General features: G+C 65.9%; 20 protein-coding genes and 2 tRNA genes. 7 read left to right on the top strand and 15 right to left on the bottom strand.

Translation table 11 applies throughout. From position 1 onward, the window contains the following. A complete protein-coding gene (locus L3N39_RS12545; protein WP_237257670.1) occupies positions 1-618 on the bottom strand; it encodes a type II secretion system protein N in 618 nt (205 codons plus the stop codon). 220 nt (positions 619-838) lie between these two features. Here L3N39_RS12545 and L3N39_RS12550 point away from each other — a divergent pair. Together L3N39_RS12550 and L3N39_RS12555 are read left to right on the top strand one after the other, a co-directional pair. After that, positions 839-914 (top strand) — tRNA-Val (locus tag L3N39_RS12550). A gap of 35 nt (positions 915-949) precedes the next feature. Continuing rightward, positions 950-1,026 (top strand) — tRNA-Asp (locus L3N39_RS12555). A 709-nt stretch (positions 1,027-1,735) separates the two neighbouring features. Here L3N39_RS12555 and L3N39_RS12565 read toward each other — a convergent pair. Then, complete coding sequence (locus tag L3N39_RS12565) at positions 1,736-2,521, bottom strand: type IV pili methyl-accepting chemotaxis transducer N-terminal domain-containing protein (protein WP_237257672.1); 786 nt, start codon at positions 2,519-2,521, stop codon at positions 1,736-1,738. Between the two features lie 321 nt (positions 2,522-2,842). After that, positions 2,843-3,076, bottom strand: coding sequence for a hypothetical protein (locus tag L3N39_RS12570; protein ID WP_237257673.1), 234 nt, complete (start codon positions 3,074-3,076; stop codon positions 2,843-2,845). A gap of 52 nt (positions 3,077-3,128) precedes the next feature. Here L3N39_RS12570 and L3N39_RS12575 point away from each other — a divergent pair, with 52 nt between their 5' ends. Next, positions 3,129-3,869 (top strand): FadR/GntR family transcriptional regulator, encoded by a 741-nt coding sequence (locus L3N39_RS12575; protein ID WP_237257674.1) that lies wholly within the window; start codon positions 3,129-3,131, stop codon positions 3,867-3,869. 6 nt (positions 3,870-3,875) lie between these two features. Here L3N39_RS12575 and L3N39_RS12580 read toward each other — a convergent pair whose 3' ends face one another. The 6 genes from L3N39_RS12580 to L3N39_RS12605 all read right to left on the bottom strand — a co-directional run bounded on the left by L3N39_RS12580 (position 3,876) and on the right by L3N39_RS12605 (position 9,522). Further along, a complete protein-coding gene (locus L3N39_RS12580; protein WP_237257675.1) occupies positions 3,876-4,793 on the bottom strand; it encodes an EamA family transporter in 918 nt (305 codons plus the stop codon). A 68-nt stretch (positions 4,794-4,861) separates the two neighbouring features. Beyond that, complete coding sequence (locus tag L3N39_RS12585) at positions 4,862-6,142, bottom strand: TRAP transporter large permease (RefSeq protein ID WP_237257676.1); 1,281 nt, start codon at positions 6,140-6,142, stop codon at positions 4,862-4,864. After that, the gene (locus L3N39_RS12590; protein WP_237257677.1) at positions 6,142-6,669 is read right to left on the bottom strand and encodes a TRAP transporter small permease; all 528 of its coding nucleotides are present in this window, start codon (positions 6,667-6,669) and stop codon (positions 6,142-6,144) included. The genes L3N39_RS12585 and L3N39_RS12590 overlap by 1 nt, the downstream gene beginning before the upstream one ends. A 61-nt stretch (positions 6,670-6,730) precedes the next feature. After that, entirely contained in the window at positions 6,731-7,705 is a 975-nt protein-coding gene (locus L3N39_RS12595; RefSeq protein WP_237257678.1) for a TRAP transporter substrate-binding protein, read from the bottom strand. A gap of 65 nt (positions 7,706-7,770) precedes the next feature. Then, positions 7,771-8,661: an SMP-30/gluconolactonase/LRE family protein gene (locus L3N39_RS12600; RefSeq protein WP_237257679.1), complete on the bottom strand. Its 891-nt coding sequence runs from the start codon at positions 8,659-8,661 to the stop codon at positions 7,771-7,773. A 36-nt stretch (positions 8,662-8,697) separates the two neighbouring features. Beyond that, the gene (locus L3N39_RS12605; protein WP_237257680.1) at positions 8,698-9,522 is read right to left on the bottom strand and encodes an NAD-dependent epimerase/dehydratase family protein; all 825 of its coding nucleotides are present in this window, start codon (positions 9,520-9,522) and stop codon (positions 8,698-8,700) included. 308 nt (positions 9,523-9,830) lie between these two features. Here L3N39_RS12605 and L3N39_RS12610 point away from each other — a divergent pair, with 308 nt between their 5' ends. Next, positions 9,831-10,856, top strand: a complete 1,026-nt coding sequence (locus L3N39_RS12610) for a LacI family DNA-binding transcriptional regulator (RefSeq protein WP_237257681.1) — start codon at positions 9,831-9,833, stop codon at positions 10,854-10,856. An 8-nt stretch (positions 10,857-10,864) separates the two neighbouring features. Here the strand turns inward: L3N39_RS12610 and L3N39_RS12615 are convergent, their stop codons facing one another. Both L3N39_RS12615 and L3N39_RS12620 read right to left on the bottom strand, forming a co-directional pair. After that, positions 10,865-11,173: an AzlD family protein gene (locus L3N39_RS12615; protein ID WP_237257682.1), complete on the bottom strand. Its 309-nt coding sequence runs from the start codon at positions 11,171-11,173 to the stop codon at positions 10,865-10,867. Further along, entirely contained in the window at positions 11,163-11,879 is a 717-nt protein-coding gene (locus L3N39_RS12620; protein ID WP_237257683.1) for an AzlC family ABC transporter permease, read from the bottom strand. Before L3N39_RS12620 ends, L3N39_RS12615 begins: the two co-directional genes overlap by 11 nt. 507 nt (positions 11,880-12,386) lie before the next feature. On the opposite strand from L3N39_RS12620, the gene L3N39_RS12625 reads away from it, so the two are divergent. After that, the gene (locus L3N39_RS12625) at positions 12,387-13,418 is read left to right on the top strand and encodes an HNH endonuclease (RefSeq protein ID WP_237257684.1); all 1,032 of its coding nucleotides are present in this window, start codon (positions 12,387-12,389) and stop codon (positions 13,416-13,418) included. 320 nt (positions 13,419-13,738) lie between these two features. On the opposite strand, the gene L3N39_RS12630 is transcribed toward L3N39_RS12625, so the two are convergent. Continuing rightward, a complete protein-coding gene (locus L3N39_RS12630; RefSeq protein ID WP_237257685.1) occupies positions 13,739-14,011 on the bottom strand; it encodes a hypothetical protein in 273 nt (90 codons plus the stop codon). Between the two features lie 14 nt (positions 14,012-14,025). On the opposite strand from L3N39_RS12630, the gene L3N39_RS12635 reads away from it, so the two are divergent. Next, on the top strand, positions 14,026-15,183 hold the full coding sequence (locus L3N39_RS12635) for an L-talarate/galactarate dehydratase (protein ID WP_237257686.1): 1,158 nt from the start codon (positions 14,026-14,028) through the stop codon (positions 15,181-15,183). Here L3N39_RS12635 and L3N39_RS12640 read toward each other — a convergent pair. Next, positions 15,125-16,147 (bottom strand): LysR family transcriptional regulator, encoded by a 1,023-nt coding sequence (locus tag L3N39_RS12640; RefSeq protein ID WP_237257687.1) that lies wholly within the window; start codon positions 16,145-16,147, stop codon positions 15,125-15,127. The two genes, L3N39_RS12635 and L3N39_RS12640, sit on opposite strands and share 59 nt — an antisense overlap. Before the next feature lie 103 nt (positions 16,148-16,250). Between L3N39_RS12640 and L3N39_RS12645 the strand changes: the two genes are divergently transcribed. Continuing rightward, complete coding sequence (locus tag L3N39_RS12645; protein WP_237257688.1) at positions 16,251-17,393, top strand: L-talarate/galactarate dehydratase; 1,143 nt, start codon at positions 16,251-16,253, stop codon at positions 17,391-17,393. Between the two features lie 36 nt (positions 17,394-17,429). Here L3N39_RS12645 and L3N39_RS12650 read toward each other — a convergent pair whose 3' ends face one another. Both L3N39_RS12650 and L3N39_RS12655 read right to left on the bottom strand, forming a co-directional pair. Further along, positions 17,430-18,950: a tripartite tricarboxylate transporter permease gene (locus L3N39_RS12650; RefSeq protein WP_237257689.1), complete on the bottom strand. Its 1,521-nt coding sequence runs from the start codon at positions 18,948-18,950 to the stop codon at positions 17,430-17,432. Positions 18,951-18,960: 10 nt separating this feature from the next. Continuing rightward, positions 18,961-19,446: a tripartite tricarboxylate transporter TctB family protein gene (locus L3N39_RS12655; protein WP_237257690.1), complete on the bottom strand. Its 486-nt coding sequence runs from the start codon at positions 19,444-19,446 to the stop codon at positions 18,961-18,963. Between the last annotated feature and the right edge of the window lie 10 nt (positions 19,447-19,456).

The raw sequence follows: 19,456 nt of genomic DNA on the forward strand, positions 1-19,456 counted from the left end.
TCAGTCTTCTTCCATAGGCTGGTCGTTGGGTGGCGTGCCCTGCGGCTGGTCGATCGCCTGTTCGAGCTGCTGGCGCAGCGCTTCCATCTGCTGCTGCATTTGCTCGGTCTCGGCGTTCGGAACGTCGGCGGCGGGCGCGGGCATCTCCGGCACGTAGGCGGGCGAGCGGCTCTTGGGGAATGCCAGTTGCTCGATCCGTCCGTTGCGCATGATCTGCACGCCATCGGCGCTCACCTTGTGCAAGGTAACGCCTTGCTCGAGCGCCTCGCCGGTGAACAGCAGGCGCGGCGGTTGGCCGTCGAGCTGGAGGATGGCGCTGGAGCGTGCCGGATCGGCGCTGACGAAGCTGCCGTGCAGCGTCAGGTTGCTCGCGACGCTCGGGCCCGCTGCCTGCGTGGCGAGTATCGGCGTGCCGAACACGCGTTGCAGGTGCTCCACGTCCGGGCTGGCCAGCGGCGTGGCCTGCTGGGCGTCGGCGCCGTCGGCAGGGGCGCGCGTCAGCACCAGCCATTCACTGATCCGGCCACCCAGGTAGAGGGCGAACAGGCCAAGCAGGGCGATGCTGAGCAGTATCGGTAGGTATTGTCGGTACCTGCGCAAGACATCAGGCAAAGACAAGCGTTACTCCTTGGCCTTTATGGTTCTGATCTCCGTCCAGTCTCGATGCGCGGGTTTCGGCCCCCATCTGTGCAGGGACAGCAGCATGAGCCAAGAGTGCCCGATAAAGATGACAACAAAGATGCCGTTGGCAGTGGACCCTTATCACAATAAAAAAATTCAACGCCAGTGTTGACTTACCAGCGAGGCGCCAGTAAATTGCGCGCCTCGCAAGGCGAACGGCTGATTAGCTCAGCTGGGAGAGCACCTGCATCACACGCAGGGGGTCGGCGGTTCGATCCCGTCATCAGCCACCACCTTTGCGAAATACGGACGAAAGTCCGGCCGACGCGCAGCGGTAGTTCAGTCGGTTAGAATACCGGCCTGTCACGCCGGGGGTCGCGGGTTCGAGTCCCGTCCGCTGCGCCATATATCTCCTCCTTGGTGACAAAAGGATGGAACAAGAGAAGCTGCCAAGGGCAGCTTTTTTTGTGCCTGCAGAAAAATCTCCGGAATATTGGCGGAACATCCCTCGGTGCCGAGGGTTGTCCTCGGCTCGCGCCATCCACGAGCCTGCCGATCGAATGGCCAGGCCCGCGGAGATCCGTTGTGGATCAGGCAACGTGCAAGGTGGGCCGCATTATCGGCCGGCTCAGCGGCAGACGAATACCTGCCTGGCACCGCCACGCGGCAGGCGATTGCGTCCAGGCAGGCCGTGCAGGTGCTGGCACCACTGGTCGCGGACAGTCGCGGCGGGCGCGGGGCTGGTCGTTTCGCGGGTGGCTGCAGCGGCCTTTTCCGCCTTCGCCGCGGCGCGTAGCTCGGCAAGACTCGGCGTCCTGCGTACCGGCTCTGGGGCGGCCTTTTCAACCGAGCGCAGGCAGAGCTTGCAGGAAACCTGGCCGACCGAGGGTGTGTGGCTGAGGTTGGATCCGGTGCGGCCGCAGGCAATGCCCTCGGGCGACACGGCGTAATGAAGTACCAACGTGTTGTCTCCTTCGTTTTCGGGGGCGCGGATTCTACACGCCCGCATCGGGATGACAACCGAGGCGGATGGCGGCTGATTCGGGCCGCCACAGCTACCTGCCGCGGATGCGACCGGGCAGGATCACAGTGCGCGCAAGCGGCGAGCCCCGCCTCAGCGCTTGGCCTGGGCGAGGGTCGCGTAGTCGGCGGTCAGCGCTTCGAGTTTCTGCAGCAGGGAGTCACTGGTGGTGACGATCACGGTCGGCACGTAGCGCGACTGTTCGGCCAGCTGGAAGCCGGCGCGGGCGAAGCGCCATTGATTGCCGATCTGCTCGAGGCGCTGGTTGATGGTCGCGGAATTCTGCTTGGCGCCGCGCAGCTCGGCCAGGCCCTGGTCGAACTCTTCCACCGCGGTGACGAATTCGCGCTCCAGGCCGGGCTCGGGAAGGTTCCAGCTCAGCGCCAGGTAGAGCATGGCGATGCGCTGGCTGAGCATGCGCAGCCGGCCGCTGCGGTTGACCAGGTGCCCCGCCGGGGTGCCGTTGTGCTGTTCGATCCGCTGCACCAGGCTCTCGCTCTGGGCCAGGAAGCGCTCGGCCAGGCGCAGCACCTCGAGCGAGCTTTCCTTGTCCGGCTTGCCGAGGGCGCGTTCGCGGAATTTCAGCCAGGTGCCGGAGGCTTCGTCCACCGCGCCGCGGATGGCGGCGTTCGGCGCATAGTCACCGAGCAGGGCGCTGTTTTCCTCGACGCTGGCGACGCTGCTGTCGAGCTGGGTCATCGCCAGCTCGGCTCGGGTTTCGGTGCCGATCATCAGGTAGCTCTTGGCGACGCGTTGGCTGAGCATGCGCTGCTGCCCGGCGCGGTTGATGGCTTCGGCATCGTCGAGGGCGGCTTGGCAGGGCAGGGCGCCCAGCGTCAGGCAAAGCGTGAGCGACGCGAGCAACGGGGAACGGATCATGTGGCCTCCTGGCGTGGTAGTCGGCGCGCAACCCAGGCGGGACGGCGCGAAAAACGCGGCAGACGATAGGAGGCTGGAGCGTATGGGAAATGATGCGAATCAAGTGGCATCGAGCCGAAAGAGGTATGCCTAGGCCCGCTCCGTGGACCTTCGGCGGACGCCAGCCCGCGCCGGTGCTGGCTTGACCGGGCGCGGCGTGACCGGGCGGTCGATCTTCGATTCTGTGGGCTGGGTCTCACCGTGCTGGCGGGCGTTGCGGCGGGTCTCAGCCCTGTTTGGTCGGGTCCTGCGGTTTGTCCTGGCGCTTGCCCTGGCGCAGGGTCAGAGCGTGGCCGGGTTGTTGTAGTCGACGCTGCGGGCGGTGCGATCCCGCTCGGCGGCGCGATAGTCCAGGACGGCGCCGATCACGCCAAGACTGAGCAGGGGCTGAAACGCTCGGGTAGCTGGCCATCGCTGAATTCGCGGGGTGGCTGAAGCCCCGAATATCGGGTCGCCCGGCCCGTTTTCACGCGGGGCGCCGTGCGCAGCAGGCAGACCATGTGTCGCATTGGTCATCGTACAACCGCTGGGCTATGATGAGGCCTGACTTCGCTTACAGGACGGGGATATGGACCCACAGAGCGCTCAACCGCGCATTCGCCGGCGCAGCCTCGCGCAGGAACTGGTCAGCGAGCTGTCGCAGCAGATTCGCGACGGCGTGCTCAAGCGTGGCGACAAGCTGCCCACCGAGTCGGCCATCATGCAGGCCCAGGGCGTCAGCCGCACGGTCGTGCGCGAGGCGATCTCGCGGCTGCAGGCCTCCGGACTGGTGGAGACGCGCCACGGCATCGGCACCTTCGTGCTCGACACGCCGAACGCCACGGGGCTGCGCATCGATCCGGCGACGGTCGGCACGCTGCGTGACCTGCTGTCGATCCTCGAGTTGCGCATCAGCCTGGAGGTGGAGGCCGCCGGCCTTGCCGCGCAGCGGCGCAGCCCGGAGCAGTTGGCCGGCATGCGGGGGTTTCTCGACAAGCTGCGCGAGGCGACGGCACGTTCGAGCGATGCCGCCGCGTCGGATTTCCAGTTCCACCTGCAGATCGCCGAGGCGACCGGCAACCGCTATTTCACCGACATCATGAATCACCTGGGCACCGCGCTGATTCCGCGCAGCCGCGTCAATTCGGCGCGCCTGGCGCACGACGACCAGGAGCATTACCAGGCGCGGCTGGGCCGCGAGCACGAGCAGATCTACGAAGCCATCGCCCGGCAGGATGCCGAATCCGCCCGCGCCGCCATGCGCCTGCACCTGACCAACAGCCGCGAAAGGCTGCGCCAGGCCCACGAGCAGGCCGAGACGACCAGCTGAGCCGGATCAGTCGCGGCGGTAGGTCAGCAGCACGATACCCGTCACCACGATGAAGCCCCCGAGGATCTGCCCGGGGGCGAGCATCTGCCCCAGCACCAGCCAGCCCATCACCAGCGTGGCCAGCGGTTCGATGTTCATCACCGGGGCGTTGCGCGGCATGTCCAGGCGCGGCACCGACATGAACAGCGTGATGAAGCCCGTTCCGTAGAGCAGCACCAGTACGCCGAGGGCGAGCCAGCCGGTGTGGCTGGCCGGCGTGTCCAGCCCGCCCGGCAGCAGGTCGCTGGCGCCGGCGAGCGAGGCGCTGCCAAAGACGATGGCCATGGTCAGCAGGCTGCGCAGCGAGCCGCGCAGCTGCGAGAGCCGGTGGTCGGTGATCCACAGCGCGCAGGCGAAGGCGCAGGCGCCGGCGAAGGCCAGCGCCACGCCAAGCAGCCATTGCGGGCCGGCCTCGGCGCCGCGCAGGCGCGCCGGCACGTCGAGCACGAACAGCAGGCCGACGAGGATCAGCCCCATCAGCCCCGCCGTGCGTGCGCTGGGCCGGCTGCCGCCCAGCGCCCAGGTCAGCAGTGCCAGCAGGATGGGAAACACATTGGCCACCAGCAGCGCCAGCGCCACCGGGATCCGCGCCACCGCCGAGTACAGGCACAGGCTCTGCACGGCGATCAGCAGGCCCAGCAGCAATTGCCAGCGGCCGCTGCCGGCGGGCAGGCGCACGCCCTGGCGCTGCCAGGCGACCACCGCGGCCAGCGCCAGCAGGGTGCCGCCCGAGCGCATCAGGATCGCCAGCAGCACGCCGGCGCCGTCATCGAAGGCGACGCGGGCGGCGACGTGGTTGCCGGCGAAGGCGCAGCCCAGGCAAAGCAGCGTCAGGACGGCCAGGTGGCGGGGCAGTGGGGCAGGCGAAGCGACAGGCTGGGTCATGCGTCGGTCAGCGGCAGGAGTGGAGACGCCAGCCGCGAGGGCTGGCGTCGGGAGGGCCGGGCGCCAGCTTACAGCACGGCGCTGGGCAGCCAGAGCGAGATCATCGGGATGTAGGTCACCGCCATCAGCACCATGAACAGCGCGGCATAGAACGGCAGCAGCGTGCGCACGGTGGCCTCGATGCTGACCTTGCCGATCGCCGCGCCGACGAACAGCACCGCGCCCACCGGCGGGGTGATCAGGCCGATCCCGAGGTTCACCAGCATGATCATGCCGAAGTGCACCGGGTCGACGCCGATACCGGTCACCACCGGCATCAGGATCGGCGTGAGGATCAGGATCAGCGGCGCCATGTCCATCAGCGTGCCGAGCATCAGCAGCATCAGGTTGATGCACATGAGGATCACGTAGCGGTTGTCCGACAGGGTCAGGAAGGCCGTAGTGATCTTCGCGGGGATCTGCATCAGCGTCATGATGTAGCCGAAGCTCGCGGCGAAGGCGATCAGGATCATCACGATCGACAGCGTGCGCACCGTGCGGTGCATCAGCTTGGGCAGCTCGCGCCACTTGTAGTCGCGGTAGACGAACATGGTGACGAAGAAGGCCCAGAGCACGGCGATGGCCGCCGATTCGGTGGCGGTGAAGACGCCCGAGAGGATGCCGCCGAGGATGATGACCATGGTCATCAGGCCCCACATCGCCTCGACGCAGATCTTCAGCGCCTGGCGCAGCGGGATCACCTCGCCCTTGGGGTAGTTGCGCTTCTTGGCGAAGAACAGGCACATGCCCATCATCACTGCGCTGAGCAGCAGGCCCGGGCCGATGCCGGCGACGAACAGCGAAGCGATGGACACCGTGCCGCCGGCCGCCAGCGAATAGAGCACCGAGTTATGGCTGGGCGGCGTCAGCAGGGCCTGCACCGAGCCGCTGACCGTGACCGCGGTGGAGAACTCGCGCGGGTAGCCCTTCTTCTCCATCTCCGGGATCAGCACCGAGCCCACCGAGGCGGTGTCGGCCAGCGACGAGCCGGAGATGGCGCCGAAGAAGGTCGAGGCCATGATGTTGACCAGCGAAAGCCCGCCGCGCACGAAGCCCACCAGCACCCCGGCGAAGGCCACCAGCCTACGCGACATGCCGCCTTCGGCCATGATCGCCCCGGCCAGCACGAAGAAGGGGATGGCCAGCAGGGAGAATTTGTTGATGCCGCCGGCGATCTGGATCATCACCGCGTCGAAGGGGATCTCGATCCACCAGGCGCCGATCAGGGCGGAAAGGCCGAGGGCGTAGGCCACCGGCATGCGTACGGCAATCAGCAGGGCGAAGCTGCCGAGCAGGATCAGGGCGTCCATCAGACGGCCTCCGCGCTGTCGTCGACCCGCTCGAAGTCGACCGCGCGGCGGCGGCTCTGGTCTCCGAGGAAAAGTCGTTCGAGGATGAAGATCAGGGTCAGCAGGCCGCCGACCGGGATGGGTGCATAGGTGATGCCGACCCGCAGCGTCGGCAGTGTGCTCACGTACTGGTTCCAGGTCGCCATGCACAGGCTGGTGCCCCAGATGGTCATGAACAGGCAGATGATCGCCATCAGCACCTGCACCAGCACCGTCACGCCGCCCTGCATCGAGGCCGGCAGGCGGTCGGTGCACATGGTCACCGCCATGTGTGCGCAGGCGCGGTAGCTGGCCGCGGCGCCGATGAAGGTGAACAGCACCATCAGCAGGATGGCCACCGGTTCCGGCCAGCCGGCACCGGTGCCCAGGACGTAGCGCGCGAAGATGCCCCAGGGAATGATCAGGGACATGACCGCGACCGACAGCCCGGCCACCCAGATGCAGGCCATGTAGATCAGGTCGTTGATGCGCAGAATCGTGTTCTTCATGAAGGCTCACCACGCCCGTGGCGACCGGCCGGAGCCGAGCGCCGCGGGCTTTCAAGTCGCGTTACTGGACGGCTTCGATGCGCTTGATCAGCTCGGCGTAGGGCGCGCCGTACTTCTCGCGGATCGGCGCGGTGGCGTCGAAGAAGGGCTTCTTGTCGACCTCGATGAACTCGACCCCGGCCTCCTTGAGCTTGGCTTCGCTGGCCGCGGACTTCTCGTCCCACAGCTTGCGCTCCTCGAACTGCGCTTCCTTGGCGTACTTCTTCACCGCCGCCTGCTGCTCGGGGGTGAGCTTGTTCCAGGTGCTCTTGGAAATCACGATCGGCTCGGGAAGGATCAGGTGGCCGGTCAGCGAGTAGTGCTTGGCGTTGCGGTAGTGGTTGTGCTCGAGCATGGTCGGCGGGTTGTTCTCGGCGCCGTCGATCACGCCGGTCTGCAGTGCGCTGAAGATCTCGCCGGTGTCCATGGCGATGCCGTTGGCGCCCAGTGCGTTGAAGGTGTCGATGAACAGCGGGTTGCCCATCACGCGGATCTTCATGCCCTTGAGGTCATCCAGGCTGCGCACCGGCTTCTTGGTGTAGAGGTTGCGCACGCCGCCGTCCATCCAGGCCAGGCCGACCATGTTGAATTCGGAGTGGGTGATCTTGTCGAGGATCTCCTGGCCGATCTCGCCATCGATGACCTTGCGCATGTGCGCGTGGTCGCGGAACACGAAGGGCATGTTGAACACGTTGACGTCCGGCACCACCGGGCCGAGCGTGCCGAGGCTGACGCGGGTCATCTGCACGGCGCCGATCTGCACCTGCTCGACGACTTCCTTTTCCGAGCCCAGCACGCCGCCGGCGAACATGCGGAACTTGAGTTCGCCGCCGGTGGCCTCCTCGATCTTCTTGCCCATGTTTTCCTGCGCGACCACGGTCGGGTAGCCGGCCGGGTGGATCTCGGCGATCTTCAGCGTCATCGCCGCCTGGGCCAGGCCGGTGAAGGACAGCGCCACGGGCAGGGCGGCGGCGAGCAGGGTGCGTTTGAAGTTCATTGGTGACTCTCCGTTTGTTGTTGTTGTCGGGGTGCAGCGAACGCCGGGCCGGGCCCGGCTGGAATTCAGGCAGCGAACGCGGGTTCCTCCAGGCCGCGCACGCCGGCATCGAGGGCGAACAGGCCGCCGGCCAACGGTTGATCGGCGAGGTCGCCGGCCGGGCGGATCGAGGTGACGAACAGGGTGTCCAGGCGCGAGCCGCCGAAGGCGCACATGGCCGGTTTCTTCACCGGCACGGCGAGCGAGCGATCCAGGCGGCCGTCCGGGGTGAAGCGGTGGACCAGGCCGGCATCGTTGCCGCAGATCCAGTAGCAGCCCTCGGCATCCACCGCGGCGCCGTCGGGGCGGCCGGGATGGGCCTTCATGTCGACGAACAGGCGGCGGTTGTGCGGCGTGCCGCTGTCGCTGTCGTAGTCGAACGCCCAGATCGCCTGCACGCTCGGGTGCGAGTCGGACAGGTACATCGTGCGGCCATCCGGGCTGAAGCCCAGGCCGTTGGGGACGATGAAGCCGTCCAGCCGCGGGACGAGCGTGCCGGCCGCGCCGTCGTAGCGATAGAGCGCGCCGGCGGGCACGCCGGCGGCCATCTCCAGCAGCATGCTGCCGGCCCAGAAGCGACCCTGGCGGTCGCAGCGGCCGTCGTTGAAGCGCATCGCCGGATGGGCATGCTCGACCCTGGCCCGCGGCGTCGCTGCCAGGTGGCCATCGTCTTGCGGCTCGAGCTCGAACAGCCCGCTCTGCATTCCCGCCAGCCAGCGGCCGTCACTGCCGCGGGCGATGCAGGCGAGCATCTCCTCGCCGGTCCAGCGGCGGATTTCGCCACTCGCAGCCTGCCAGCGCAGCAGCGTGCGGTTGGGGATGTCGACCCAGTACAGCGCCTGTTCGACGGGGTGCCACACGGGGCTTTCGCCGGTGGCGCAGCGTACGTCGGCGATCAGTTCTGCTTGGCTGGCCACGGGCGTCTCCCTGGTCGGTGCGGATCGGATGTTCGGTCAGTCGCCGAAGGGGCCGGCCTGGACGAAGGCGCCGCCGTGGTAGAGCCCGGCCGGGTCGTCCTCGGCGTAGGGCGGCTGCGCCTCGACCTTGGCGCGAAAGGGCTCGGAGCTGTCCTGCGGCTGGAAGCCCAGGTGCGCGGCGAGATGGTTGTCCCACCAGACGTCGCGGTTGGCCGACACACCGTAGACCACCGTGTGGCCGACCTGCGGGGTGAACAGCGCGCGGCCGATCAGCTCGGTGAGGTCGCGGTAGCTCAGGTAGGTCGAGAGCATCCGGCGGTTCTGCGGCTCGGGAAACGACGAGCCGATGCGGATGCTGACGGTCTCGATGCCGTAGCGATCGTGATAGAAGCTCGCCAGATCCTCGCCGTAGGATTTCGACAGGCCGTAGTAGCTGTCCGGGCGGCGCGGGGCGTGGGCGTCGATGGTTTCGCTCTGCCGGTAGAAGCCGACCACGTGGTTGGAACTGGCGAAGACGATGCGGCGGAGGCCGTGGCGGCGCGCCGCTTCGTAGATATGGAAGGTGCCGCGGATGTTGGCCTCGAGGATTTCCTCGAAGGGTCGTTCGACGGAGACGCCGCCGAAATGCACGATGGCGTCGACGCCGTCGCACAGGGCCTGCACGCCAGCCTTGTCGCCGAGGTCGCAGGGCTGCACTTCTTCGTGCGGCCCGGCGGCAGGCGCCATGGGGGCGATGTCGGAGAGGCGGATGATCCGCGCATAGGGGCGCAGCGTCTCGCGTAGGACCTGGCCGAGGCCGCCTGCCGCGCCGGTGAGCAGCAGGCGGCCGAGCGTGGGAATGGGGGTGGTCGTGCTTGTCATCGGGGCGTGCCTGTCGTTTATTGTTTTGTTGTCATCGGTTGTCGGATGACATGGAGTAAATAACAGCATCTGCTACCGCATATGTCAACAGCCTGAAAGTCGTATTTTGCCTGGCGTCTTGCCGGCGGCAAGCGTCACTTGCACGTGAAGTGCAGGCTGTGCGCGGGCGGCGTGACCCAGCCGGCGATGGGCGGCAGCGTCCAGTGGCGATCCGCACAGGCTGCGTGAGACTTGTTTGGTTGTATGATGACAAGCGAAACATATCCCTGTATCGGCGAGCGACCGCATCCTGCTGGAGGTAAGCATTGATGAGCAAAACCCGCGGCAGTTCCCGCCCGGGCACCAGCCCGACGCTGATCGATGTGGCCAGGGTGGCCGGCGTTTCGCCGATCACCGTGTCGCGCACCCTCGGCCGGCCCGAGGCGGTGGCGCCGGCCACGCGCCGGCGGGTGCTGGAGGCGGTGCGCGCCACCGCTTACGTGCCCAATCTGGCAGCCGGTTCGCTGGCGTCCAGCCGCAGCCGACTGGTGGCGATCTTCCTGCCGACCATCGCCAATTCCATCTTCGCCGATACCGTGCAGGCATTGACCGAGCGGCTGGCCGCCGCCGGCTACCAGACCCTGCTCGGGCTGACCGGCTACAGCCTCGAGCAGGAGGAGGGCCTGCTCGAGGCCGTGCTCGGACGCCGGCCGGACGGCATCGTGCTCACCGGCACCGAGCACAGCCAGGCCAGCCGTGAACGCCTGGCGCGGGTCGGCATTCCGCTGGTGGAAGCCTGGGACCTCTGCGCCAAGCCGCTGGACATGCTTGTGGGCTTTTCCCATGAGGCGGTTGGCCAGGCGGTCGCGCAGTATCTGCTGGGCAAGGGTTACCGGCGCATATCGCTGGTCAGCCTTGACGATCCCCGTGGCCTGCGCCGCTGCAACAGCTTGATCGCGACACTGGCAGGGCACGGCGTGGCGCCGCTGGCCACGGCGCTCCTGCCGGCACCGGCGACCCTCGCCGTCGGTCGTGAGGGGCTTGCCCGCCTGCTCGATGCGGGCGCGGCCGGCGAGGTGGTGGTGTGCAGCTCCGACACCCTGGCCCAGGGTGTGCTGGCCGAAGCCGCCAGCCGCGGCGTGCGCGTGCCGGACGACCTCGCGGTGATGGGCTTTGGCGACCTGTCCTGCGCTGCGCATTGCCATCCGCCGCTGTCCACGGTGCGCATCGACGGTCCGCGCATCGGCAACGCGATCGCCGAGGCGCTGCTGGCGCGCATCGCCGAGCCGGCGCTGGCGCGCACGCCGTTGCGCCTGGACGTGGGCTTCGAGTTGATCGAGCGCGGCAGTGCCTGAGCCGTCGCTCAGAGCTGCCTGACCAGCGCCGCGGTGAGGATGCCCGCGGCAATCGCCGGCAACGGCTTCTTCAGCACCAGCATGGTCACTGCCGTGGCCAAGAGCGCCAGCCGGGCGCCGGCGTCGCCCTGCCATGCCATCGGCGCGAGGATCGCCACCAGCACCGAGCCGGACATGGCGGTGATGAACTGCCGGACGCGGTCGCCGATGGGCACGAAGGCCATGACCATCACGCCGCCCCAGCGCGTCGCCAGGGTCACGGCGGCCATGACCAGCACCAGGACCAGAGCACCGTAGCCTGTCGCATCAAGATTCACGCTTCTTCTCCGTCCACAGCAGCCCGGCCAGGCCACCGGCGAGGGCACCTACCACCACGTGGCTGTTCTCCGGCAGGTAAAGGAAGGCGAGCAGCGAGGCGCTGGCGGCGACGCTCCAGATCACCAGCATGCGCAGGTTCTTCTCGCCGCCGACCACCATCGCCAGCAGGAAGCAGCCCATCACCATGTCCAGGCCCAGGCGCTTGGGATCGCTGACCGCACTGCCGAAGTGGATGCCCAGCCAGCTGCCAACCACCCAGAACGACCAGAGCGCCAGGCCACCGCCGAGCAGCAGGCCGAAGCCGGGGCTGCCGCGGTTGAAGGCCTGCATGGCCATCGCCCAGTTGGCGTCCGAGGCGATCAGCATCACCCCGTAGCGCCGCCCCGGCGGCAGCTGGCGCAACCAGGGGTAGAGCGTCGCGCCCATCAGCAGGTGGCGCGCATTGATGGCGAACACCGTGACCATCAGGGTGAACAGCGGCACCTGCGTGCCCCACAGCTCCAGCGCGGCGAACTGCGAGGCGCCGGCGAACACCAGCGCACTCATCGCCAGGATCACCGAATCATCCAGCCCGGTCTGCACCGCGGCGAGGCCGAAGGCGGCACCGAACAGGGTGACGAAGATGGAGATCGGCGCCAGCTGGCGAAAACCGGCCCAGACCATGTGTCGGTCGAAATGATGCAGATCGGTTGCTGCGTCGGTCATGCCCGAGTCCTCCAGGTGGCAGCGTCGGATCGACGACGCCCATTCAATGTCCGGCCAGCCAGATTAGGGGGTGTTGCTGCGACGGAACAGCGCAGTTGGCGTCTGATCGGGCGGTACAGATTCATCCGGCGGCCATCGACGATGCAGTCAACCCGTGGCGATGCCGTCTATCGACCGCGCTGGCATCGCCAGTGCTTTGGGGTGTCGTTGGGCGCTTCTGATTCTGCAGTTGCGATGGGCTGCTGACGGCCAGAAGGAGACACTCCCCATGTACTAGGCAAGCCGGGGGCGATTCAAAGCCACTTGATCAAGCATCTCCCGAAGGGACGCGTTAGCCGCTAAGCTAGCCCCGGAAGCATTGACTCAGGCTCTACGCGATACTTCAACGAGCCACACTAAGGGGCTGCTCCCGCACAACTTAATACACATCGTTAATGCGAGCCAGCCAAATAGCACTAAACCCCCGCCCCTTGAACCCTTAACAGGATAAGATTAAGGAAGATATTGATGTTAAGGCTTACACTTGCTTTTACTGTTTTTCTTATCATTAGCGACATGATCGCAACAGTCTCATTTCTATCTGCCGAGATCAAGGTCGCACTCTATTCGGTGTTAGTAATTATCATTGGTTATGAGGCTTATGCTTTTTGGTATTTCCACAACGAGAAATTTCTGAAGTTAAAGAATGGCATAAAGAAGCACGCGGAAGACTGCAATGATCTCAATCACCACATTGAAAATTTGAAGAGCACGCAGCTTGACATTAATTCATACGACTACGGCCACGGCAGTCTTCACGATACAAGCAGATACCTATTCAAGCGATTGGAGTGGGCCAAATCTACAAAAGATGCCAAAGTACATCATTGCTCCGCCAGCGTGTGCAAAGCTGCCAATGACCAGCCGTTCAAATATCTTTGCAAATACTTTGACATTAGCGCCAACGAAAATACGCTCTCACACCTTGAGACAGCGCTGAACAACTACCTTGCAGCGTATCAAGGAAAGGCCCTGCTGGAGCAGGAACGCAACCGACTCATGCTGAGCCTGACAGGCCCGATACCATCAATGTTCTACATTCTGAATAAACAGCGTTTAGCTAAGGAACTCGGCTTTGAGCCTGTCAGCCTAGTCGATATAAATTTCCAAGCCTACAAATTTCAGTACGTTTCCTCTGGCGGCAATAGTTCTTATGAGGTAACAATAGTATTAGACATGGAAAATCTAGAGAGATTCATCAAGTATCTTGGTGACATTGTTCGATTTAGAAATAGCATCAAAGGTCAAAGAGCATTGATGACCCCGCAGCTTCGAGAAAAAATTAAGCAAAGAGACAATTACACTTGTCAAATATGCGGGGCCTCTTCGCTCAATGAAAAGAACCTGTTAATTGAAATTGATCATGTTATTCCAGTCTCCAAGGGCGGCACTACAATAGAGGGTAACTTGCAAGCTCTATGCTGGCGCTGCAATCGTACGAAGGGAGCAACACTAACCACAAGCAGTAATGCATTCTTCAGTCAGCCTAAGTATTATTGAAGCTCAACGTCAGCCTCGTCTAGCGCATGCACGAGGAGCATGAACAAACCGTGTGTGAATCGTATCTGGCATTGAAGAGGCCTTCAAACCTCAATACCGAGCTTTCGAAATTTCACCGTTGGCCCTCGGGATCAGTCAGAGTTCGGCCCAAAGCAAGCTGCGCTCGAAAGCCTTCAGGAGCATCTCTGTAAGCTGGCACTAACCCCGGATTGAGCCTATGCGTGGGGGCTGTTCGTCCAGACGAAACTCTTGATTGCGCGTCCAGAGCCAGAGGTCGCAAAAGCCATGCAGGAGTTTATGTCGACCAAAGCTGTGAAGGCCTACCTGATCGGGGCTTCAAAGAAGATGCTCTCGGCATATTGGCAGCCGCTGCCATGGACAAAACTGCTCAGTAACATTGAATAGTCCGTAAAAACGTAGAGCTTCGCGAAGCTCACTGCTGAAGGCTTGGTCATTTGCGGAACAGTCCGCTTTTGACCGTCAGCAGCCGCTCCCAATCGGTATCCCACCCACCCTTGAATGATTGCGCAATCATCGTAGCCTGACTCGGGCTGTCCATTTCCGGCGGCCCTGCGGGCCGTCGGTTTCTTCATACCGAGGAGGCTCCATGACCGACCAACCCGTCATTACCACTGCCGACGACGACCGCATCGCCTGGCTGTGCCTGCGCTCGGTGGCCTTGCCGCTGGCCAACCCGATCAGCGACGCCAAGGTGCTCACCGGGCGGCAGAAGTCGATGACCGAGATCGCCATCCTGATCGCCGAGATCGAGACCCGCGAGGGCCATCGCGGCCTGGGGTTCAGCTATACCAAGCGCGCCGGTGGCCCCGGCCAGTTCGCCCACGCGCTGGAGGTGGCGCCGAACCTGCTCGGCGAGAACCCCAGCGACATCGCCCGGCTATGGGACAAGCTGTGCTGGGCCGGCGCATCGGTGGGGCGCAGCGGGCTGGCGACCCAGGCTATCGGTGCCTTCGACGTGGCGTTGTGGGATCTCAAGGCGCGCCGGGCCGGGCTGTCGCTGGCGCGTCTGCTCGGTGCCCATCGCGACTCGGTGCGCTGCTACAACACCTCCGGCGGCTTCCTGCATACGCCGCTCGAGCAGCTGCTGAGGAACACCGAGATTTCCCGGGACAAGGGCATCGGCGGCATCAAACTCAAGGTCGGCCAGCCCGACTGGACGCTGGACCTGCACCGCGTCGGCACGGTGCGCCAGCACCTGGGCGAGGCCTTCCCGCTGATGGTCGATGCCAACCAGCAGTGGGACCGGCCGATGGCGCGGCGCATGTGCCGGCGCCTGGAGCCCTTCGACCTGGTCTGGATCGAGGAGCCGCTGGACTGCTACGACGCCGAGGGGCATGCCGAGCTGGTGCGCCAGTTCGATACGCCGATCGCCACCGGCGAGATGCTCACCAGCCCGGCCGAGCATTGGGAGTTCATCCGCCAGCGCGCCGCCGATTTCCTCATGCCCGATGCGCCAAGGGTCGGCGGCATCACGCCGTACCTGCGCGTGCAAACCCTCGCCGAGCAGGCCGGCATGACCCTGGCGCCGCACTTCGCCATGGAGTTGCATGTGCACCTCGCCGCGACCCACAGCCGCGAACCCTGGGTCGAGCATTTCGAGTGGCTCGAGCCGCTCTTCGAGGAGCGCCTGGAGATCCGCGACGGGCGCATGCTGGTGCCGAACCGGCCGGGGTTGGGTCTTACCCTCAGCGAGCGGGTCGCGGGCTGGACGGTGCAGCAGGCCGAGATCGGCCAGCGCGCTTAGGCATGGCTGCCGATCCGTCCTGCGGTGACGCCGATGGCAGGTCCTGGCGCTGGATCGGCGGCGGGCCTTCGACAATGTCGCCGGCCGCCTGGCGCACGGCATCGCGCGCGGCCTCCAGCGCCGGGTTGTCGTTGTCATCGCGCCAGGCCAGGTGCAGTTCGGCGCAGATGCCCGGCGGCAGCGGCAGTTCACGAAAGCACACCTGCTGGAAGCGGATCGCGCTGGCCCCGCGCGGCACCAGCGCCAGGCCGAGGCCAGCGTTCACCAGCGAGAGGATGGTCAGCGTCGAGCCCAGCGACTGCACGTAGTCGGGCTGGATGCCGCTGGCGCGGAACAGCCCGGTGTGCAGCTCGTTGAACGGCTGCCAGGCGCCGTGGGCATAGAGGATGAACGGCTCGCCGTGGAGCATTTCCAGGGTCGGCGCCGGATGCTGCGCCAGCGGGTGCCCGACCGGCGCGGCCAGCACGAAGGGCTCGCGCAGCAGGCATTCGCTGACCAGCCCCGGCTGCTGCAACGGCTCGCGCACCACCGCCAGGTCGACCCGGCGCCCGCGCAGAGCCTGCAGCTGTTCGAAGGTGGTGGTTTCCAGCAGGTTGATGGCCACGCCCGGCCGTTCCCGACGTATCTGTGTGATCGCGCGCGGCAGGAAGTCGTAAACCGCGCTGGCCACGAAGCTGATGGTCAGCGAGCCGCTCTCGCCCAGTGCAGCCAGCCGCGCGCCTTGCGCCGCGCGGTGGGCCTGGTCGAGCAACGCCTGTGCCTCGACGAAGAAGGCGCGACCGGCGGCGGTGAGCGCCACCGAGCGCGTGCTGCGGGTGAACAGCGCCACGCCGAGCTGATGCTCCAGCAACTGGATCTGCCGGCTCAGCGGCGGCTGCGTCATGTTCAGGCGCTCGGCGGCACGGCGGAAATTCAATTCGCTGGCCAGGGTGGTGAAGCAGCGCAGCTGGGCGAGTTCGAACATTGATCCGTTCCTGGTATCAATCGAGTGCGATAATGAATTGGACCGTATCAATCCGCAGAGGGATTATCTAGCGCATCCCCAGATTGGCGAAACGGCGGCACGAATGAGCGACTTCTATGAAGCGGACCGCATCAGCTGGATCGGCCTGCGCGCGGTAGAGCTGCCGCTGGCCCGGGCGGTCAGCGATGCCAAGGTTGCCACCGGTCGCCAGCAGCCATTGGATGCGGTCAGCCTGCTCATCGTCGAGCTGCAGACGCAACAGGGCCATAAGGGGCTGGGCTTCAGCTACAGCCTGCGTACCGGCGGACCGGCGCAATACATTCATGCCCGCGAGCTGGCGCCGCTGCTGCTCGGCGAAGACCCCAACGACATCGCCCGTTTGTGCGGCCGGCTGGGCTGGGCCAGCGCCTCGATCGGCCGCTGCGGCCTGGCGCTGCAGAGCATCGCCGCCTTCGACACCGCACTGTGGGACCTCAAGGCGCGCCGCGCCGGGTTGCCGCTGGCCAAGCTGCTCGGCGCCCAGCGCGATGCGGTGCCCTGCTACAACACCTCCGGTGGCTATCTGCAGGCGCCCATCGAGGAGGTCATTGAGCGCGCCGAGGCTTCGCTGGCGCGCGGCATCGGTGGCATCAAGCTCAAGGTCGGCCAGCCGAACCGGCGCGAGGACCTGCGCCGCGTGCGGGCGCTGCGCGAGGCGCTGGGGGCGGATGTGGCGCTGATGGTCGACGTCAACCAGCAATGGGACCGCACCACCGCACTGCGCATGGGGCGCGCGCTGGAGGAGCTGGAGCTGGCGTGGATCGAGGAGCCACTGGATGCCCACGATCTGGACGGCCATGCCGCCCTGGCCGCGCAGCTGGTCACCCCGGTCGGTAGCGGCGAGATGCTCGCCAGTGCGGCCGACGCCTGTGCCTTCGTCGAGCGCGGCGCGGTGGATGTGATCATGCACGACGCCCCGCGTATCGGCGGCATCACCCCGTTCCTGCAGGTGGCCGAGGCGGCGCGGCGACGCGGGCTGGTGCTGGCGCCGCATTTCGTCATGGAGTTGCATATCCACCTCGCGGCCGCCTACGAACACGTGGCCTGGGTCGAACACTTCGAATGGCTGGAGCCGCTGTTCGAGGAGCGGCTCGAGATCAGTGGGGGCTGCATCCAGGTGCCGACCCGGCTCGGACTGGGGCTGAGCCTCAGCGAGCGGGTGGCGGGCTGGACGCTGGCAAGCGATGCGTTCGGTCGGCGCGGCTGAGCCAAGCCCTCCTCCGGCCGGAAGAGGGGCGTCGGTTCAGGTACGCAGGGCCTGGGCGATGGCACCGCTGCGTGGCCGCACGGCGCTGTACAGCTGCCAGAGCACGAAGGCCAGGGCCAGGCCGAGGAAGGTCGCCGCGATGGGGTTGCTGACGAAGGCGGCGAAGTTGCCATCGGACAGCATCAGGCCGCGGCGCAGGTTGGTTTCGGCCATCGGCCCGAGGATGAAGCCGATGATGAAGGGCGCGACCGGCATGCCCGCCTTGACGAAACCGTAGCCGAGCAGCCCGAACAGCAGGATCGACCAGACGTCGAACAGCCGGCTGGAGAGGCCGAACGCGCCGACCACGCAGAGCACCAGGATGATCGGCAGGAGGATGTGCTTGGGCACGTCGAGCAGCTTGATGAACAGGCGCAGGCCGTAGAACTCCATGAACAGCATCATCACCGAGGCCACCAGCAGCGCGGCGAAGATGGTGTAGACCAGCGGGCCCTGGCTGACGAACAGCAGCGGGCCGGGCTGGATGCCGTGGATCAGGAAGCCGCCGAGCAGGATCGCGGTGGTGGTGTCGCCGGGAATGCCCAGAGTCATCAGCGGCATCATGGCGCCGCCGATGCCGGCGTTGTTCGCCGTCTCGCTGGCGACCACGCCGCCGATGTTGCCCTTGCCGTAGGTTTCCGGCTGCTTGGCGCGCTTCTTCGCGACGATGTAGGAGAGCAGGTTGGAGGTGCCGGCGCCGATGCCCGGCAGGATGCCCACCGCCAGGCCGATCAGGCCCGAGCGGCTGGCGTTGGGCAGTTCCTGGCGGAACTCCCTGAGCGAGAAGCCGAAGCCCTTGATGTGCTTCATGCTCACCGAGCCGGCCTTGCTGCGCGCGGCGTGCCGCCCGGTTTCGGCGAGCTTGATGACCTCGGCGACGGCGAACATGCCGATCATCACCGTGAGCATGGAGAAGCCGCCGTTCAGTTCGCTGAGGCCGAAGGTGAAGCGGCGCACCGCCTCCACCGGCGCGATGCCGACGGTGGACACGGCGATGCCGAGGGTGCCGGCGAACAGCCCCTTGACCATCGAGCCGGCCGACAGGGTGGCGATCAGCGTCAGGGAGAACACCGCGATGGCGAAGTATTCGTGCGGGCCGAAGCTCAGCGCCACCTTGGCCAGCTGCGGGGCGATGAACATCAGCGCGATGATGCTGAAGATGGTGCCGAGAAAGGAGAACACGATGCCAACGCCGAGCGCCTTCACGCCCAGGCCCTGCTCCATCAGCGGGCCGCCGTCGAACACCGTGGCGATGGACGATGGTGTGCCGGGAATCTTCAGCAGGATCGCCGAGATCAGGCCGCCGGATGTGGCGCCGATGAACAGGGCGACCAGCAGCGACAGGCCGGCCTGCGGACCCATGGTGAAGGTCAGCGGCAGGCACAGGGCGACCGCCATGGTCGCGGACAGGCCGGGCACGGCGCCGAACACGATGCCGACGGCGACGCCGAGGAACATCAGGATCAGGATGTTGAGCGAGAAGACGGCACCGAAGCCTTGCTGCAGTAATTCGAGCATGGTCGATTCCTCAGAGGAAATTCAGCAGGCCGGCGGGCAGCAACAGATCGAAGGCCTCGCGGAACAGCAGATAGATGACGATGGACGTGACCAGCGCGATGCCCGCATAGGGCAGGTGGCGGATCTTGCGATCCACCGGCGTCAGCACGATGAACTGCAGGTACAGGTAGAGCGTGGTCATGATGGGAAAGCCCACCGGTCCCAGCAGCACCACGTAGAGCAGGATCAGGCCGAGGGTCTTGAGCACCGTGGCGGGCTCGATCACGCTGGCCTTGGCGTCGTCCGCCTCGGTGGCCGGCGGCGGCGCGGCGCCACCGAAGGCGCTGGCCAGTTGCAGGACGCCGAACAGGCAGAGCAGGGCGGCCAGCAGGAAGGGCAGGGTGGCGGCGTCGATGCCCTCATGGCCGGGCAGGCGGTAGGCCAGCGCCAGGTAGGCGATACCGGCGCCGAGCATGGCCACGCCGATGGTCAGTTCTTTCTTGTTCGCAGTGGTCATGGCAAACCTC

The sequence above is a fragment of the Pseudomonas oligotrophica genome (genome assembly GCF_021726475.1).
Classification (GTDB): domain Bacteria; phylum Pseudomonadota; class Gammaproteobacteria; order Pseudomonadales; family Pseudomonadaceae; genus Stutzerimonas; species Stutzerimonas oligotrophica.